This is a genomic window from Pseudomonas sp. MCal1 (genome assembly GCF_026341415.1).
GTDB lineage: Bacteria > Pseudomonadota > Gammaproteobacteria > Pseudomonadales > Pseudomonadaceae > Aquipseudomonas.
The window spans coordinates 295,790-311,127 of the sequence record NZ_JAKUMP010000001.1 but is presented as its reverse complement, the minus strand read 5'-3'; the positions used below and the strand labels follow the sequence as shown (position 1 = coordinate 311,127).

Genomic DNA, 15,338 nt, shown 5'->3' with positions numbered 1-15,338 from the left:
CGGCCTTACAACTGCCAGGAACCGATGTCGGCATTCACACCGTCGCCGTCAGGCTGGCCGTCGGCGCCGAGGGAAAAGATGTCGATCTCGCCGTTGGCACCGGGATTGAGGTACTGATAAGGACGACCCCACGGGTCATTCGGCAGGCGCTCCAGGTACGAGCGCCAGTTGCTGTTCTTCGCATCGGCCGGCCGCTCCACCAGCACCTTCAGGCCCTGGCTCTGGCTCGGGTAAGTGCCGTGATCGAGGCGATACAGCTTCAGCGCCTGCATCAACCCGCCAATGTCCTGCTTCGCCGCCGTGGCCCGCGCCTGATCCGGCCGGTCGAGCACCTTGGGCACCACCATCGCCGCCAGAATCCCGAGAATCACCACCACTACCATGATCTCGATCAGCGTAAAACCCTGCTGCCCACGGGGCATCCGGCTCGGTCGATTGGGCTGTTTGAATTGCGCGATATCCATCTCGTCATTCCCTGGCTTGATTCGATTCGACGCGCAGTGTTGCAAGAAGATATGTCAGGGATGTTGAAAATCCTCGGGTGTTTTCGTCGTCAAGCCGTCAAGCACGCGGGTTAGCGTTGAGCGCTGTGTTTTGGCTCTGGGCCCATTATGCGAGCGCCTTCCCGAGAAGCGGGTTTCACCCTGATTGAAGTGCTGGTGGCGCTGGCCATCATTGCCGTGGCCATGTCCGCCGCCGTGCGCGTGGCGGGGTTGATGACGCAGAGCAGCGGGGTCTTGCGGGATCGTTCGATTGCGATGATTGCGGCGCAGAGCCGGATGGCGGAATTGCGGCTGGAGGGGCGATTGCCGATGGGGGTCAAGGCGATGGAGTGTGATCAGGGGCGGTTGTTATTGCGGTGTGAGCAGGTGATTGGGGGGGTGGAGAATGGGCGGTTGCTGAAGGTTGGGGTGCAAGTTTTTGATCGCAGCCAGGAGGGGCCGGCGTTGGCGCGGCTGGAGACGTTGCTTAGCCGGCCGGAAAGTCCTTAGCCCTACCCCCCCTCGAAGCGTCGGACCACCAAGACCCTTTGATAGACGACCGGCTTCTCAACGGCACTTACTCGAACAGCCCTAGATATTCCGCCCAACCATACAAGGCCAGAATTCCCAGCAGAGAAAATGCATTCAATCGATATGGAATTTCGACCCACCGCCGCAAATTCAGCGGAAGGCGCCGGACATCTTCGAGGGCGTTCGGATTATCCAGCAACAGGCGCGAAGGACGCTTGCGAAGCAAAGCAGTGATCAGATTGAGCCTGTGCCTGCGCGCCCAAAAACCGGCACTTCCTTTCTGCGGGCAATTCTGGAGCAGATAACAATTTTCAAGGTGCGACTCGATTTCGGAAAGCTTGAAATACCCGACATAAATCATCACCAGAACGTTGGAAATGATCAGCACCAGTAACCCAATGCCAGTGGCGGCGAACAGAAGTTTGATTTCAGTCATGGGGAGAGACTTCGTAAACCACTTCACCGAAGGCTTGTTTTTCGCTTTGCCCCATTACAAAAAACCTCTGTATTTTCCATACAGCCAAAGCAGTGACGTCCCACCGCAGACGAAATAGCCGACATGAAATGGACGCGTCGCCCAGAACCTGAGTCCTCTGGGAAGGCGCTCAACAGCGTCGATCAGCAACGGTTCCTGCTGTTGGATACTCTTGGAGGTAATCAACCGGCTGACCTCTGTCATTCGAAGAGTTCTCCAGTGAAAACTCCCACCTGAAGAGCGCCAGTCCGTGATCAGGTATAGCCAATCGTCAAAGTGGTTTTCCAGCGCTTCGAGTTTTGTATAAACGGCGTAGAAAATCATTGCGCAGTTGATGATGCCTAGCAGGATCAGCGCTCCACAGGCCCACGCGAATACTGTGCTGGTGATTTCCATTATTCGGAATACTCGTAGATTTTTTGTCCTGAAAACTCACCACCACAGTTTTTCGCTTTGCCCCATTACAAAAAACCTCTGTATTTCCCATACAGCCAAAGCAGTGACGTCCCACCGCAGACGAAATAGCCGACATGAAACGGACACGTAGCCCAGAACCTGAGTCCTCTGGGGAGTTGTTGAACAGCGTCGATCAGCAACGGTTCCTGCCGTTGGATACTCTTGGAGGTAATCAACCGGCTAACCTCCGCCATTCGACGAGATCTCCAGTGAAAACTCCCACCTGAAGAACGCCAGTCCGTGGTCAGGTAAAGCCACTCGTCAAAGTGGTTTTCCAGCGCTTCGAGTTTTGTATAAACGGCGTAGAAAATCATTGCGCAGTTGATCACTGCGAGCAGGATCAGCACTCCCCAAGCCAAGGCATATACCGTGCTGTTGACTTCTATCATTCGGAGTACTCGTAGATTTTTTGTCCTAAATACGCACCACCTTCAGTCATCTGAGTTCCAGTCTCCACGGACCCTGCCGCACCGACCACAAGCACACACACCAGTTTTCCCATTCCTTTCAACTTCGCACATACCGCCGAACCTACTTTCTCGCCGAAATATCCACCAGCGAGAGCTCCGGCGGTACCGCCGACCATTTTCCCTCCCTCTACAAAGCTCACTTGCCTGCATTCCGCCTCGCGGTCGGACGCGCATACCTCGTAGATTTTTGAGCTGGACGCGCCCAGTTGCAGACCTATGCCGAGATAGCCACCTCCCTTCATGAACTTCGCTGCTCTGGCAACGCCCGCAATGTTGGTTGCATATCCGGGCAGTTGTGCCGGTGCGCCTGCCTTGCCCCACCGGTGCGTGAGTCGCTGAACAAGACCATTTGCCCAGGCTTGACCTGCTCACCGAGATGTCGATTGAGTGAGCGGAATTCGCGACGCAGTGAGTCGCCGGGCCTGACTTCGTACAACTCCCGTTCAAGCGCTTCGAGCGTCATGGGTTTCTGAACAATGTGAAAACCCGATTCAGCGGGTTGCGGCAAGGTGTAGGCATGTTCCTCCACCAGGTGTTGTGCGGGAGGTGGCTCGGGTTTGGGCTTGAAGGCGTTCCAGGAGGCACCGCCGTTGTCAGTAGCCATGCGTGGTTTCACCAGTGCCCACTCACCGTTACGCACAGCATCAATGAGTTTTCGCTCATTCACGCCTTGCATGTAGTTCGAACGATGCAGGCCCATGGCGTTTAACAGGTCATCGAATCCGGGCAAGTCGTCCGGGCGATTCAATGCCTGTCGGAAGTCTTCCAAGGCTTGGTAGGAATCGAGGATCTGGTCGCGCTGGCCATGGAGTTCGCTTTGCGGGATGAGTCTGGTCACGTCCGTGTCCCGTTCTGAAAACGGGGGACTTTGGCGAACGGGCTCAGGTTTGAATGCAGGATGGATCGGTGTTCGTTGTAGGGAAAATCCGGATTTCTGGCTACGGGTTCCGGACCCGAATCATCAGTGCTATGCGCCAGCGGAGCCCAATAAAGACGACGCGGGTTAGTTACTGGCCTGTGAAACTCCGTCTGTTTAAGCGACTTTCTGAATACTGTTTAAAGACATCCACCGTTACTTCCTCAAGGCTACAACGCCTTGCGCCATTGCCTACGACTACGCCAGAATCCGCCGGCTTGTGCGTCTGGGGTGCGGGCTTTATCGTTTCCGGGTCACTGAAAAACAGTGATCGGGTTTGGTAGCCCGCACATGAGAGTTGCACAGCATCACCATTCGCGGCGTCGTTTCGTCTCGGCTTTATGGTGGTCATGCACAGGGCACCTTCGGGTGCGCCGGGTTCCTCATGTGCCGGTCTACCAACCTGAGCATGGCCGCCACCTTCGTTTGGTAGCGAAATTGGATGGCCTCCCTTTCTGAAGCATGAGGAGTTTCATCTATGTTCAAGCCAACACCCAATCCCCCCGAAACCGATCCGGTTTCACCCTACAAATTTCCCGATTCCCGAACCCTCAACGAAGCCGCCGAACGCGCCCTCGACCACTACCTAACCCCGCAACAACGCATCATGGGCAGCCACACCAAGCACGATCCCATGTACCTGGCCAACCCGGCTTACAACACCGAATCCCTGCTCGCCAACGCCAGCGAATCATTGGGATCGGCGAGCGAAATGCTCAACAACTTTGCAGCCACGCTGGAGTCTGGTCACCGCAAGACGGCGATCGGGATTGCGCAATTGGTGATGTTGAGCGAGCTGGCGGTGAATCAGGCGTTGGATCATGTTGAGGTGAAGACGTAAGCGGTTGAGCGCTGTAGATCCGTAGCCGGAAAGAAAATGGCCGAGGTTGTCAGGTGTGACTGACGACCTCGGCCAAGGGAACATTTCTATTTTTTGCGGCACATCTCGACGTCATGCTGAGTCTTCAGGTCTGTGTCGATTCCCAAGCGATACCTGCAGTAATCAATAATCCACCCCCGCTCCTCTGCCGTCAGGCGTTCTACCCTCCGGATTTCTCCATCGTTCGCGTGGATGTTGTAGAACTTCATCTGAATCGTCGGGTACTTCTTGATGAAGACAATGGTCTCGATGTCTCCATCCTCAAGGGCTTCGTAGTAACCGACGTAGAGCACGGTTACTACGGCGAGGATTGCTGCGATTAAAAGCTTTTTCATTGCTGTGGCGCCGGCGGTGGAAGCAGTTGGGTTTTAGCTCTGATATTTCTGACCAGCTCCATTCCAATATTTCCGGGGCAAATTTTCCCTTCAGAGCCTTGCCCTGGATATTCCCGGTGGCCACCAAAATTCTTGATAAAAAACACGCTTTTCAATGCGTCGATCAGGCGCATCAGCGAAACGATTTGCTCCTTGGGAATAACGTTTGTGGTGCTGTAACCGATGCTATCCAGAACCACCCTACCTTTGGCGACCCAATCGCCACCCTCCTCCGGGGTCGTCAGGTTTTCCAGCAGGACGATGCCAATCAGCCCTGTGTTGTATTTCAGAACGCTTGAACCCTGAAGCCGAATGTCACGACCTTCAAAAACCTGCCCAGTGCAATCGATGCCGTAGTGGTAGCCAATATCGTCGTACTTCTGGCTCAGGTGTCCTTTCTGGATTTCCTGCATCTGCTCCGCACCGGGAGTGCAACTATGGCTGCGGCCCGCGTGGTGCAAAGCGATCATGGTGTAGTCCCAATCCTTGACCATGTCCTTCTTGCCATCCAACGCTTTCCAGGACGAGCGCTCGACAAACGTGACCTTCAAATCCCGAACCCGTTTGATGATCGCCTCGCGAGTAGCCGCTCGATCATTCACAGCTACCGGTATAGGGCACATGAACTCGCCTGGCTTAATCTCCTGAGCAGTTGCCTGTGTCGCAAAACTGGCGGCCATTACTGTTTCTCCGAAAATTCATGAAGCGTTCGAGCTGGGGCATTGAACGTGATGTGAAGTGAGATTTGGGCATTGGGCGTCGGCGTTTTGATGTGTGCGATGCCATCAGAATCGGTGACGCCTTTGATCTCGACGCCATTGACCGTCGCAACATAGTCACGAAACGCCAAGGGCTTACCCGTCTCACTATCTGTAACACTGAACGACTGCCCGAATCGTTTCTGAATGGCTAGGGGTAAAGGAGGAATGAAAGGTGCCGGGGTATGCGAATCCCCGATGATGACTGTCCCCGAACCACCAATCACAACGTCGCCGTGCGAACCTGTGGTATCGATCAGCGCAGCGTTTTTGCCATTGATGAATACCGTAGCGGAAACACCCGAAACCAGAGCACTTCCACAGGTACAGGAATCTCCTTTACGGGCGGCAGCGAGGCCGTCGAAGAACACGTCGGGGGATCCTGAGGCGATGGCCTTTGGGCCATGCCCGGGCATCGGGCAAGAGGTTGGATCAGTGATTCGTGCGGCAGGCTTTGCCATGTGCTTGACTCCCTGTCAGCGGATTGAACGAGTGCGGACTCTATCAGAAAGCCCCTGTGCAAATAAATTCGTTCCCTTATCTCAGCATGAGCTGAACGGGATCTTAGGTTAGATTAAGAAGAAGGGGATATAGTCGAGGTCATTCGAAGCGAATTAGAATCATCGGCCGAAAGGGCCCCTCATCAACATGTGAGCTGAAAGGAATGCGTAATGCTAGATGACTGCGTTTTTTGTCGTGAACTGCAAGGGAGCCGAGACACCAATTTTGCTCGGCTCTATCCGGAACTCCGTAGTAGGGTCATAGCAGAAACTGAATCGTTTGTTGCATTCCCTTGTATTGGCCAGCTTGTAGAGGGACACTTTTTAGTCGTGCCGCGAAATCATGATTGCACCTTAGCTCAGACCCGCAGCCGAATCGGGTCTACGGGAAACGAGCTGACAGCGTTGCTTAACGCTGCCCATGAGGCGTTAGGGCGGAAGCTAAGTGCCAGCCTTCTTTTTGAACATGGTGCACTGAGCCCTAGCGATGGCGGATGCGGGATTTACCACGCGCATCTGCACGTCCTACCAAATGCAGGGCATATTAATTGCCGAGACTTTATAGGAAGCAATAACACCTTCGAAAGCAAGTCATTGGAGCTGCTCTATGAGGGCATTCCTCATAAGCAATCCTATGCATTGATAGGGAGTGATGAACACGGGTTTACAAGCTGGAACCTCACCGCCCCCCTCCCTAGCCAAACACTTCGTAAGAAGGTCGCTGCAGCACTAGATATTGGCGAATGGGACTGGCGACAGGCTGGTCGAGAAAAATCCCTGCTGAAGTCACTGGAAGGAGTTAATCCATGATTTCCGAAGTGGAAAATATCGAATCTTTGATAAAGTTCGAGTATCGATTTAAAGAGAATCTGAAGCAGCATCGCCAAGATTTAGCAGACCGAAAGCATCTCATGATTGACTTTACAAAAAGATACTTAGGCGACGCACCAGATGAAACAGAACTCGAGAGCGTAACTCTTTTCCCAGTAGAAAGGGCTGGCAAAAGCGGCAGCGAAGTATTTTATCTTGATGTAAGAATCAAAAACCTGGATTACCCCAGACGTTTCATTGCCAAATTTCAAAATATTAAAAACACAAGAAGAGAGCATGCATCTGCGTTTAAAGCAAGTACGGCTCAAATGGCAACCGCCGTAACGAAATTCGAGTTACCTGATAAAGACCTTGGCATGCTGATCTGTGATCTGGCACGGGTGGGTAATCATATAGAATTCCGCAATTTCTTCCTGAGCGACACCAGCACGGAGAGTTGTGAAAGTGCTCTTGTTTCAGCGTTCAAGTTTATAGGAAAAAATCCCAACCCAACGGCTTCGGAGGAATATCTATTTTATAGTGACTATAAACGATACGTGGAGCGATCTGCTATGCCACTTGAGCGCCTAAAAGCCATGCAAGGTGGGCAAATGACTAACATTGGCCTTCAGGAGGTCGCACAAGAAATAGTTAAATATCATGATGACATTCTAGCGGCGTTCAATTTTAAGATCGTGCCGTATCTTGTTCATGGAGACTTACACGCTCGTAACCTGATGGTCAACTCCGAGGATCCTACCCGGACGGAGCTAATCGATTTTGGCTGGGTAAATTATGGGCATCCGGCCAAGGATTTTGTTCTTATGGAGGCTACGCTGAAATTTATGCTACTCCATGAGTTCCTGGCTGGCTTAACAAAGAAAAATAAAATCTCCCTGCATCTTCCTATAGCCACCTATGAGCAGTTCGAAGACTTTCTTTGTAACCACGGACTGCAACTTCCAGAGGTGGAGGTTTTCAATCGCCACCTCCTTGATCTAGGCGAACTTCACGAACTCCAAAAAGACGCACTAATTCGTGTCTACACTTGCTTGAGAGTAGTTCGAAACTCAGCTAATGAGTTGCTGAAAAAATACTGTAACGAGTACATGAAGGACGAGCATAACTCCGCAGAGCGCCACTATTTTGTAAGTCTTTTTTTAGTCGTACTTGGGCTGAGCAACATGTCGGAAATGGAACCGATATGGACCTTGCTTGGGCTGCAAAAAATGGGAAAAAAAATATGGAGCAGCTAGAGCTTACCGTTTCTGATCTCGGTGAAATTCGCCTCCTCCAAGAGGTAATTTTACCTGACGTGTCTGCGAATCAAAGCTCGCAAAATGACGACTGTGCGCTACTCCAGGCTCCGAAAGGGACACTGCTATGGTCAATGGATCCTTGCCCAACACCAGTTGCAGACTGGTTCGGCAAAGCATCGCCAGAGGTTTGGGGTTGCTATACCGCAGCAATAAACCTCTCCGATATTGCAGCATCAGGGGGCCAGCCGATCGGCATGCTTGTATCAATAGAAATGCCTGACGATACCGCTGTTTCTTTCGTTCGTGGTTTTCAAGCTGGGCTGATGGCTACGTTGAAAGACGCAGGTGCGAAGCTACTTGGTGGAAACGTGAAAAGCGCTAAAAGATTTTCCGCTACAGGAACAATTCTTGGTGCCGCCGGTGATAGAACAGTTACCAGAAAGATTGAGAGCCCGCTCGTCACTGCATATTTAGTCGGCCCGAGCGGGGCATTCTGGTCGTCCGTTGTGGCAAATTTTTTTGGTGCATCGGGTCTTTCTGCCCCGACACAGCAGTACTTGAATAACGCTCTTTGTTTTCCTCGCCCTCAGGTAGAAGCCGGCATAGCTCTTGGGCGCCTGCCATTTTCCATCGCTTGCATGGACTGTTCAGATGGACCAGCCAACGCAATGTACCAACTGTCTCAGTTGAACAAGATGGATCTTACCCTCTTCGCAGCACCTGACTGGTCCCTACCTGAAGAACTAATTATGTTTCTCTCCCGGGAAGGAATTTCACTCGAGAATGCCTGCTACAGCTTCGGAGACTGGCAGCTAGCATGTCTAGTACCAGATGAGTTCTGCGTGCCCTTCGAGAACGCTTTGAGCCATTTATCGCTAACAAAGCTTGGTCGAGGCCACGAAGGTACCGGCCACGTAACCGTAGAAGATGGTCGGACATTACAGCTCAGCGCTCTAAACCAGAATTTTCAAGGTGGCTACAACTCCGTCGATAACGTTGAGGATCTGATCGACCGGTACCTTCGACGCCCCATATTTGGATAACCTGCAAAGTTGATTGCCACTTTCACATGTTTTTGCTGGCCGATCCACTGAAGTCGCGCCTGATTTTTAAGGTCTATCGCCTGCTATTGGCCGAGAGCAGCCGCTCACAAACTAAAATAAATCAGTCTCCCTTTTTTCGGATCCCAAACTTTCACGTGATGGTCCATAATGGATCTGACTAATAGAATTCAGGTGAAGCATGGCTGCTATTTCGAATCGCCGTTTTATCCAACCTATCCTAGTAGCGTGCTCGTTCGCGACTGGACTATTTTTCGGCCTAGTAGCAAAAGGTCTGTTGAATCCTTCAGGCTGGGCTGAAACCTTATCCGGTGTCTCTACGGTAATAGCCCTCATTCTTGCCATCGCAACATATATAGGGTGGCACAAACAAAAAATCAGAGAAGACGCTTACTCAACAAAAAAACTGTATATCTCAACACTTGTTCAGATAGAATCAACGACAATACAAATAGCAAACCTGCTATTCAACCTAATCCCGGAAGCTGGCATGTTGGTTCCTAGTGACTCCCAAGCAAAGTCCAGTCTTGAGAAAATAGTTGATAAGAATAACGAACTAAAACTCCATGCCCAATCACTTATATCCGTTAATAGTGAGCTTGGCTTTTGGGGGGCATCCTTGACTCCAGATTCAGCCACAGAACATGCCACGCTGATGAATTCAATAAACGAATACTTAACATCCCTCCATCACCTTCACAACTGCCTCATTAATTTCTACATCCATAGATCAAGCGACAACACCATTGAGCAATGGAAAATAAGGTTTATCGAAGCCAACAAAACCATATTTAATTTGTTTAATTCAAGAAAGAGAAAAAGCATGAGCACAGTTTTTCTAGACTAAGCTCCATTTCAGATATTCTTCGAAGATACGATCAAAAAAAAACAATCGTTTTTAGTGCATTTTTTGGAATCTCTCTCATTTTTATACTAAAATGTTTCGTCCTACTCAGCCTCAGGTGCTATGTAGTTAAAGCTGTAACTTCCCAAGGTGCCTGATTGCACACCTTCCGCAAATTTGGAAAGAGCCTGCTGAAAACCATTTTCATCAGTACTGCTTAGCTTGAGCTCAAACAATGCTTGCTCAAGAAGCTTTTCGAGGGCTAGTGGAGAAGCCGCCTCGACAGTGACAGTAGCCTTTCCTAGTTTCTTTTTATTCATGTTAATATTCCTTCCACTTTTAGAGGCACGGGAGCTTTTTTAACTTCTAACGCCATAGGCTCCGAGCTATAGATCGAGGTTCAAAGAAAACTTACGGAGACTGATATATTTTCTGGCAATAGATCATCCTCCATTTTTTCAACACTTGGTATCGGCCAGAAGCATTCGCATAGCAATGCATTCGATAAAAGAATATCAAAAATCGGGACCGGAACATCTGGGTATTAGATCTCTTCAGGCCTGAGGCTCGGTTGATTGTAGCGACCTCATTACTTCGACACTCAACTCGCGTCGCCTTCCATCCACAAGATTAGTTATTTTCTTGAAGAGTTCAGTTAATTCTACGTGATTATCCCTCTTATCGTATGGGACTATGAAAATCCGCCTAAGCTCTTTATTGATTTCAACAAATTTATCAGTGTGTGTGCCTGAGAGAAAAATGTAGTGGGGGCGCGCATTGGGAATGTTATGAGCATAGTTTTCGATCACCTGAGATATTGCAGGATCGCTTAACGAAAACCCTACAAACAAAACAGTATGCGTCAAAAGAACTGTTTCAATAAACTTCGCGTACGCCCAATTACCATAAGCCTTGTCTGAATAGTCCTTCTTAGTGAATATCATGGTGTCGATTTCATCAATAGAACCATGAATTTTAAAGATGTAGTTTTGCGAATCCCTAAAAGCTTGAAATGAGTCCTCCCCGATGGATTTCACAACGTGCGGATGGTGTGTCGCATTTTGATTTACATCATTCCAAGCCCCCTCTAGATACAAATCAAAATTCGTAGTTAGAACTATTCTTTGATTAAGACCCATGAGAGTCTTTTGTAGCTCAGTAGGTGTCCCTCTTTGAGCATATTCCGATATCAGAAGTTTTTTCCATTCGTCAACGCCCATTCCTCGACTGATCATTTCGCAAGCCATTAAGTAGTCTTGACTCTTGATCATTTGCTTAGCGTGAGCCTTCAATTTTTTATCATCAAGCAAGTCCGCAGCATCTTCTAAAAACTTTGACCAAAGTTTAATTTTACCGCCTGCAACAGTTGTTACGCCAGCAGACACTCCTGCGCCTATAAATATTGCGGCCCGGCGTTCTGCGAGATCGTTAATTAAATCTGGATTTATCGTTCGCATATTTCCTGACCCTATCTCAATCAGCTTTTGAAACAACAAGATTTTCCAAGAAACGCAATGCTAGCGAACTATAAATTTCCCGAGCCTGTTTCCTCATCAGTGTGTAGCTGCCTAATGCACTAACGTTAATCATTGGCTGGTGAAGCGTTTGAGATTTTGGAGCCAGGCTTGCTAGATGCTTGATCTCACCAATATGCGGATTTAAACCCTTAGAATAAAAATAACTTAAATTCTTTTTTACAACCTCCGGCAATTGTTTACTGATATGATTATACGCTTCCACAATTCGAGTGCCTTCTTTCTCCCTTCGTTCTTTATGTTGCTGGGTGACATACCCTAAAAAACGTAATCTTTTATTATTCACCAAAGGCAGCTCAGATGGATCTTCCGAGTTCCTCATTCCAAACTCTAGATCTTTTTCCCACACCTTTACAGCTTCACCAATATTCTTCAACGCCCAACTAGAAAAAATATCTATAGACATAGGCACAAGAAAATAATCTACAGCTAACAATATTGCTCTATTAATAGCACCAAGCGACGGCCCCATATCAAAAAATATATAATCATAGTGCTTTGTTTGCTCTATAACATTATGGAAAACCAAAGTTGTTCTCAATCCACGAATCCCACCGGCTTTCGCATCTCGCCAATCCTGCGCCAAAAGATCTTCTTTCAACGCAAGTCTCGGATCGCCAATTATAACGTCAAAGCCGAAATTTTTAGACTTTAGAATCGGCAGTTCAGTTTTGTAACCTTTGCCAGTGGACAGCGGATGAATCACGCTATATATAGTCTGCGGATCTGTAGAGCCGTATATTTCAAGAAACTGCTCATCTGGCAATACATATTGGGTTAAGTTGCACTGAGGATCCGCATCAATCACTAATACTTTATAATTGTGATTCAATGCCAGCTCGGCTGCAAGATTTGCTACAAGCGTAGTTTTACCTACCCCACCTTTGTTGTTAAAAAAACAAATTGCTTCTGCGTTACTTTTTTTAGATTCTTTCAGATCAATTTTAGACATAGAGCTGCTCTCATCAAGACCAAAAATATGCATCGTACGCTAGGGTGCGCTTTGAGGGTATAGGCTCATGACTTTTCATCAAGTATCGTCCGAATCATACGTAGGATTTCCGCAAAAGCAGTAGCCGTATGACCCTGGTAACAAATACATAGCCTGATTCAAAGCATTTCCTACAGCCAACAGTCTCTTATTTCGAACGACTGGTGGTGCCCGAAATGGACTTGTTGCTTCCTATGGTTGGCCAAGCGCCTTCAATACATCCCCGGCGCCCCAGTACCAACCACCTGACTGAAACGCCAAAATCACGCCCCCCCCCAAAAAAAACTCAAGGCCTCACCAACGTAGGCATCTCCACCCCCTCCCCCAACCTATCCACCCCCAACCTCACCCTCTCCCCACCCTGCTCAATCACCACCCCATCCCCCTCCACCGCCACCAACTTCACCCCAGGACTCACCCGCTCCCCCTGCAAAAAGCTCCTCGGCGGTCCGTCGTTAAGGCTGAGTATCGCCACCGCCCCCCGACTCCCCGCCATCACGCCGCTCACCTTGATATCCACCGGCGCCGTGCGATTGGAAAACCACTGCAACGCCGGGTTATCGCTGCGCGCAGCGAGCAGTTGCGGCGTGGCCGCCGGGGTGTGGGATTCGGCGGTGGTCAGGAGCAGGGATGACCAGGTGGCGATGCCGACCAGGGCGGCCAGCAGTGCGGCGGCCTGGATGATTTGGGGGGGTGAAAAGCGTGCGGTGAATCTCATGGGCTGAATCTCCTTTTAGTCCCGGTGACCAGACTACGCGGCAATTCTCACGGTTTTATTTCACACGCCTTACATGTTGGCCGTGCAGGATGGTTTTTTGGGACGGGCTGGACGCAAGGGAGTGCGCATTCGATGAACCGGTGCAGGCAGCAGGGTTTTACGTTGATCGAGTTGATGGTGGTGCTGGTGATCATCGGGATCGCCAGTGCGGCGATCAGTTTGAGTATCAAGCCCGATCCGTTGCAGTTGCTGCGCAAGGATGCCGAGCGCGTGGCGCAGTTGCTGCAGATTGCTCAGGCTGAGGCCCGCGCGGATGGGCGGCCGATTGCGTGGTTGAGCGATGGCAAGGGGTTTCGGTTCAGTCGGCGCAGTGACAGTGGCAAGGGTTTTGATCATTTTGATCGGGACCCGCAGTTGCGGCCGCGTCCGTGGCAGAGTCCGAAGCTGGAGGTGCGGGTGGAGCCGAAGCAGAAAGTGGTGCTGAACGCGGAGTGGATCAATCCGCCGCTGCAGTTGACGCTGTCTGACGGGCTCAATCGGTTGAGTGTGCTGCGCGATGCTTCGGGCCGGATCAGCGTGCAATGAACAGACAACAAGGTTTTACGCTGATCGAGGTGATGGTCGCGATTCTGTTGATGGCGGTGGTCAGTCTGATTGCCTGGAAGGGGCTGGACAGTGTCACCCGCGCCGACCGCCATTTGCAGGCCAGTGGCGAGCAGAGCGACAGCCTGTTGCGGGCGCTGAATCAGATGCAGCGGGATGTGGAGATGCGCGCCGGGATTGAGCTGACGGAGCCGAAGAAGGTTGGCACTGAGGATGAACCGGCGACGGCCCCGCCTGCCGTTACGGTGCGCAGCAGTGACAGCAAGGGGTTTCGACTGGACATCATTCGTAGCGCGGCGGATCAACCGGGGGCGTTGCAGCGGGTGCGCTGGTGGCTCAAGGGGGACACGCTGTATCGCGCGGTGGCGCCGGCGCGCAGTCGCTATCCGTTGCCGGCACCGACTGCTGGGGTGGCGGTTTTGGGTGAGGTGAGTGATTTGCAGGTGCGGGTTTGGGAGATGGACAAGGGGTGGCGGCAGTTGAGCGGGAATCGGCGGGAGGATCCGTTGGGGTTGGAGGTGCGGTTGACTCGGCAGACACCGCAGGGGGTGGAGAAGTATCGGCAGGTGATGGGGCCGTTGCAGTAAGCCGAAGCACTGAGGTTTGTGTGGGAGCGGGCTTGCTCGCGAAGGGGGCAGAACATTCAACATATCATTGGCTGATCCACCGCTTTCGCGAGCAAGCCCGCTCCCACAGGGTTCCGTGGTGTTTTTGAGTGTTGTGTTAGTTAGCTGAGGACGACTACGCCGCCGGGGAGCTCGGTGCATTTGACGCCGTAGGCATCGCGGATCAGTGCGCCTACGCCGGCCAGTTGATCGAGGGAGAAACGTGCCTGTACGCGGCGTTGGCCGAGCTCCCGATTGAGCAGCAGCAACATGCCCGGACGATAGCGGTTGATCTCGTCGATCATCTGGCTGAGGCTCGTGCCGTTGAACACCAGTACCTGCTGACGCCAGTTCATCACCGCCGCCGTATCTACGCTTTGCACGGTGCCGACCTGTTGCGCGTCATAGGTCAGTTGCTGGCCCGGTTCCAGGCGCAGGCTGCGGCCTTCAACTTCAACATCCACCGCGCCATCCAGGCACGTCACGCACACCTGCTGATCAAGGTTGCGCAGGTTGAACCTCGCCCTGCTCGCCCGCAGCCAGCCGCCACCGGCCTGCATCGCCATCGGCAGGCGTGCGGTCTGCACTTCGACTTCGCCGCTGACCAGTTCAAAGCCTTGCACGCCCTCATCCACCGAACGCTGGTTGATGCGGGTCTGGGTGTTCAGTTCCAGGCTCAGGCCATCCGCCGGTTCGACCCGGCGTTGCTGGCCGACTTCGGTGATGTAATCCGCGCCAAGCCCGGAGAACCCGCCCGGAATCGTGCCGCGCACCAGCAGGAACGCTGCTGACGCGGCAATCGCGCCGCCGAGAAACGCCCGTCGTCCAAACCGACGTGGCGCCTGCGTCGCTTCGGCCGCCGGTTGCAGCAGATGCCACAACGCCTTGCACTCTTCGAAGGCGCGGGCGTGTTCGGGGCTTTGCGCGCACCACTGGCGCAGCGCTCGGGCGTCGGCGACCGTGGCGCGGCCGGAGGTCAGCAGGATCAGCCAGTCGCGGGCTTCGCTTTGCAGACGCTCGGCAGGCGTGGGCTCGGCAGGTGTCAGACGGAAGATGTTCAAACGCACAGG

The 15,338-nt window shown here is 51.7% G+C and carries 22 protein-coding genes; 8 read left to right on the top strand and 14 right to left on the bottom strand.

What is annotated here, in order from left to right:
* Positions 1–5: 5 nt before the first annotated feature.
* Positions 6–464 carry a type II secretion system major pseudopilin GspG gene (gspG, locus tag MKZ87_RS01470; RefSeq protein WP_025109838.1) on the bottom strand — a complete coding sequence of 153 codons (459 nt, stop codon included), beginning with the start codon at positions 462–464 and terminating at the stop codon, positions 6–8.
* A gap of 147 nt (positions 465–611) precedes the next feature.
* Between gspG and gspI the strand changes: the two genes are divergently transcribed.
* Complete coding sequence (gspI, locus tag MKZ87_RS01465; protein WP_266200120.1) at positions 612–992, top strand: type II secretion system minor pseudopilin GspI; 381 nt, start codon at positions 612–614, stop codon at positions 990–992.
* 67 nt (positions 993–1,059) lie between these two features.
* Here the strand turns inward: gspI and MKZ87_RS01460 are convergent, their stop codons facing one another.
* The 5 genes from MKZ87_RS01460 to MKZ87_RS01440 all read right to left on the bottom strand — a co-directional run bounded on the left by MKZ87_RS01460 (position 1,060) and on the right by MKZ87_RS01440 (position 3,252).
* Positions 1,060–1,449 carry a hypothetical protein gene (locus MKZ87_RS01460; RefSeq protein ID WP_266200119.1) on the bottom strand — a complete coding sequence of 130 codons (390 nt, stop codon included), beginning with the start codon at positions 1,447–1,449 and terminating at the stop codon, positions 1,060–1,062.
* 54 nt (positions 1,450–1,503) lie between these two features.
* On the bottom strand, positions 1,504–1,884 hold the full coding sequence (locus tag MKZ87_RS01455) for a hypothetical protein (RefSeq protein ID WP_266200118.1): 381 nt from the start codon (positions 1,882–1,884) through the stop codon (positions 1,504–1,506).
* Between the two features lie 65 nt (positions 1,885–1,949).
* Complete coding sequence (locus MKZ87_RS01450; RefSeq protein ID WP_085695865.1) at positions 1,950–2,333, bottom strand: hypothetical protein; 384 nt, start codon at positions 2,331–2,333, stop codon at positions 1,950–1,952.
* A complete protein-coding gene (locus tag MKZ87_RS01445; RefSeq protein ID WP_266200117.1) occupies positions 2,330–2,530 on the bottom strand; it encodes a hypothetical protein in 201 nt (66 codons plus the stop codon). Before MKZ87_RS01445 ends, MKZ87_RS01450 begins: the two co-directional genes overlap by 4 nt.
* Positions 2,531–2,652: 122 nt before the next feature.
* On the bottom strand, positions 2,653–3,252 hold the full coding sequence (locus MKZ87_RS01440; RefSeq protein WP_266200116.1) for a hypothetical protein: 600 nt from the start codon (positions 3,250–3,252) through the stop codon (positions 2,653–2,655).
* Positions 3,253–3,808: 556 nt separating this feature from the next.
* Between MKZ87_RS01440 and MKZ87_RS01435 the strand changes: the two genes are divergently transcribed.
* Positions 3,809–4,171: a DUF6124 family protein gene (locus tag MKZ87_RS01435; RefSeq protein ID WP_266200115.1), complete on the top strand. Its 363-nt coding sequence runs from the start codon at positions 3,809–3,811 to the stop codon at positions 4,169–4,171.
* Between the two features lie 86 nt (positions 4,172–4,257).
* On the opposite strand, the gene MKZ87_RS01430 is transcribed toward MKZ87_RS01435, so the two are convergent.
* The 3 genes from MKZ87_RS01430 to MKZ87_RS01420 are packed head-to-tail and all read right to left on the bottom strand — an operon-like array spanning position 4,258 to position 5,803.
* Positions 4,258–4,545: a hypothetical protein gene (locus tag MKZ87_RS01430; protein ID WP_266200114.1), complete on the bottom strand. Its 288-nt coding sequence runs from the start codon at positions 4,543–4,545 to the stop codon at positions 4,258–4,260.
* Complete coding sequence (locus MKZ87_RS01425; RefSeq protein ID WP_266200113.1) at positions 4,542–5,264, bottom strand: peptidoglycan recognition family protein; 723 nt, start codon at positions 5,262–5,264, stop codon at positions 4,542–4,544. The genes MKZ87_RS01430 and MKZ87_RS01425 overlap by 4 nt, the downstream gene beginning before the upstream one ends.
* Positions 5,264–5,803, bottom strand: a complete 540-nt coding sequence (locus MKZ87_RS01420; protein ID WP_266200112.1) for a PAAR domain-containing protein — start codon at positions 5,801–5,803, stop codon at positions 5,264–5,266. The genes MKZ87_RS01425 and MKZ87_RS01420 overlap by 1 nt, the downstream gene beginning before the upstream one ends.
* A 210-nt stretch (positions 5,804–6,013) precedes the next feature.
* On the opposite strand from MKZ87_RS01420, the gene MKZ87_RS01415 reads away from it, so the two are divergent.
* The 4 genes from MKZ87_RS01415 (at position 6,014) to MKZ87_RS01400 (ending at position 9,819) form a co-directional block, all read left to right on the top strand.
* Complete coding sequence (locus tag MKZ87_RS01415; protein ID WP_266200111.1) at positions 6,014–6,652, top strand: HIT family protein; 639 nt, start codon at positions 6,014–6,016, stop codon at positions 6,650–6,652.
* The gene (locus MKZ87_RS01410; protein ID WP_266200110.1) at positions 6,649–7,908 is read left to right on the top strand and encodes a phosphotransferase; all 1,260 of its coding nucleotides are present in this window, start codon (positions 6,649–6,651) and stop codon (positions 7,906–7,908) included. The genes MKZ87_RS01415 and MKZ87_RS01410 overlap by 4 nt, the downstream gene beginning before the upstream one ends.
* Positions 7,857–8,954 (top strand): thiamine-phosphate kinase, encoded by a 1,098-nt coding sequence (locus MKZ87_RS01405; RefSeq protein ID WP_266200109.1) that lies wholly within the window; start codon positions 7,857–7,859, stop codon positions 8,952–8,954. The genes MKZ87_RS01410 and MKZ87_RS01405 overlap by 52 nt, the downstream gene beginning before the upstream one ends.
* Before the next feature lie 199 nt (positions 8,955–9,153).
* Positions 9,154–9,819: a hypothetical protein gene (locus tag MKZ87_RS01400; protein ID WP_266200108.1), complete on the top strand. Its 666-nt coding sequence runs from the start codon at positions 9,154–9,156 to the stop codon at positions 9,817–9,819.
* 101 nt (positions 9,820–9,920) lie between these two features.
* Here the strand turns inward: MKZ87_RS01400 and MKZ87_RS01395 are convergent, their stop codons facing one another.
* From MKZ87_RS01395 to MKZ87_RS01380, 4 genes are all read right to left on the bottom strand, one after another.
* Positions 9,921–10,136, bottom strand: coding sequence for a hypothetical protein (locus MKZ87_RS01395; RefSeq protein ID WP_266200107.1), 216 nt, complete (start codon positions 10,134–10,136; stop codon positions 9,921–9,923).
* A gap of 234 nt (positions 10,137–10,370) precedes the next feature.
* Positions 10,371–11,309 (bottom strand): SIR2 family protein, encoded by a 939-nt coding sequence (locus MKZ87_RS01390; RefSeq protein WP_266200106.1) that lies wholly within the window; start codon positions 11,307–11,309, stop codon positions 10,371–10,373.
* Positions 11,290–12,303 (bottom strand): ParA family protein, encoded by a 1,014-nt coding sequence (locus MKZ87_RS01385; protein WP_266200105.1) that lies wholly within the window; start codon positions 12,301–12,303, stop codon positions 11,290–11,292. The genes MKZ87_RS01390 and MKZ87_RS01385 overlap by 20 nt, the downstream gene beginning before the upstream one ends.
* 325 nt (positions 12,304–12,628) lie before the next feature.
* Positions 12,629–13,060 carry a type II secretion system protein N gene (locus MKZ87_RS01380; protein WP_266200104.1) on the bottom strand — a complete coding sequence of 144 codons (432 nt, stop codon included), beginning with the start codon at positions 13,058–13,060 and terminating at the stop codon, positions 12,629–12,631.
* A 132-nt stretch (positions 13,061–13,192) separates the two neighbouring features.
* On the opposite strand from MKZ87_RS01380, the gene gspH reads away from it, so the two are divergent.
* On the top strand, positions 13,193–13,645 hold the full coding sequence (gspH, locus tag MKZ87_RS01375) for a type II secretion system minor pseudopilin GspH (protein WP_011334577.1): 453 nt from the start codon (positions 13,193–13,195) through the stop codon (positions 13,643–13,645).
* Complete coding sequence (locus MKZ87_RS01370; RefSeq protein ID WP_266200103.1) at positions 13,642–14,250, top strand: prepilin-type N-terminal cleavage/methylation domain-containing protein; 609 nt, start codon at positions 13,642–13,644, stop codon at positions 14,248–14,250. Before gspH ends, MKZ87_RS01370 begins: the two co-directional genes overlap by 4 nt.
* A 140-nt stretch (positions 14,251–14,390) precedes the next feature.
* Here MKZ87_RS01370 and MKZ87_RS01365 read toward each other — a convergent pair whose 3' ends face one another.
* The gene (locus MKZ87_RS01365; RefSeq protein ID WP_115078188.1) at positions 14,391–15,329 is read right to left on the bottom strand and encodes a FecR family protein; all 939 of its coding nucleotides are present in this window, start codon (positions 15,327–15,329) and stop codon (positions 14,391–14,393) included.
* Positions 15,330–15,338: the final 9 nt, after the last annotated feature.

Coding starts and splice junctions, on each gene's coding strand:
- gspG (WP_025109838.1), bottom strand. CDS start 464: ATGGATATCGCGCAATTCAAACAGCCCAATCGACCGAGCCGGATGCCC.
- gspI (WP_266200120.1), top strand. CDS start 612: ATGCGAGCGCCTTCCCGAGAAGCGGGTTTCACCCTGATTGAAGTGCTG.
- MKZ87_RS01460 (WP_266200119.1), bottom strand. CDS start 1,449: ATGACTGAAATCAAACTTCTGTTCGCCGCCACTGGCATTGGGTTACTG.
- MKZ87_RS01455 (WP_266200118.1), bottom strand. CDS start 1,884: ATGGAAATCACCAGCACAGTATTCGCGTGGGCCTGTGGAGCGCTGATC.
- MKZ87_RS01450 (WP_085695865.1), bottom strand. CDS start 2,333: ATGATAGAAGTCAACAGCACGGTATATGCCTTGGCTTGGGGAGTGCTG.
- MKZ87_RS01445 (WP_266200117.1), bottom strand. CDS start 2,530: ATGGTCGGCGGTACCGCCGGAGCTCTCGCTGGTGGATATTTCGGCGAG.
- MKZ87_RS01435 (WP_266200115.1), top strand. CDS start 3,809: ATGTTCAAGCCAACACCCAATCCCCCCGAAACCGATCCGGTTTCACCC.
- MKZ87_RS01430 (WP_266200114.1), bottom strand. CDS start 4,545: ATGAAAAAGCTTTTAATCGCAGCAATCCTCGCCGTAGTAACCGTGCTC.
- MKZ87_RS01425 (WP_266200113.1), bottom strand. CDS start 5,264: ATGGCCGCCAGTTTTGCGACACAGGCAACTGCTCAGGAGATTAAGCCA.
- MKZ87_RS01420 (WP_266200112.1), bottom strand. CDS start 5,803: ATGGCAAAGCCTGCCGCACGAATCACTGATCCAACCTCTTGCCCGATG.
- MKZ87_RS01415 (WP_266200111.1), top strand. CDS start 6,014: ATGCTAGATGACTGCGTTTTTTGTCGTGAACTGCAAGGGAGCCGAGAC.
- MKZ87_RS01410 (WP_266200110.1), top strand. CDS start 6,649: ATGATTTCCGAAGTGGAAAATATCGAATCTTTGATAAAGTTCGAGTAT.
- MKZ87_RS01405 (WP_266200109.1), top strand. CDS start 7,857: ATGGACCTTGCTTGGGCTGCAAAAAATGGGAAAAAAAATATGGAGCAG.
- MKZ87_RS01400 (WP_266200108.1), top strand. CDS start 9,154: ATGGCTGCTATTTCGAATCGCCGTTTTATCCAACCTATCCTAGTAGCG.
- MKZ87_RS01395 (WP_266200107.1), bottom strand. CDS start 10,136: ATGAATAAAAAGAAACTAGGAAAGGCTACTGTCACTGTCGAGGCGGCT.
- MKZ87_RS01385 (WP_266200105.1), bottom strand. CDS start 12,303: ATGTCTAAAATTGATCTGAAAGAATCTAAAAAAAGTAACGCAGAAGCA.
- MKZ87_RS01380 (WP_266200104.1), bottom strand. CDS start 13,060: ATGAGATTCACCGCACGCTTTTCACCCCCCCAAATCATCCAGGCCGCC.
- gspH (WP_011334577.1), top strand. CDS start 13,193: ATGAACCGGTGCAGGCAGCAGGGTTTTACGTTGATCGAGTTGATGGTG.
- MKZ87_RS01370 (WP_266200103.1), top strand. CDS start 13,642: ATGAACAGACAACAAGGTTTTACGCTGATCGAGGTGATGGTCGCGATT.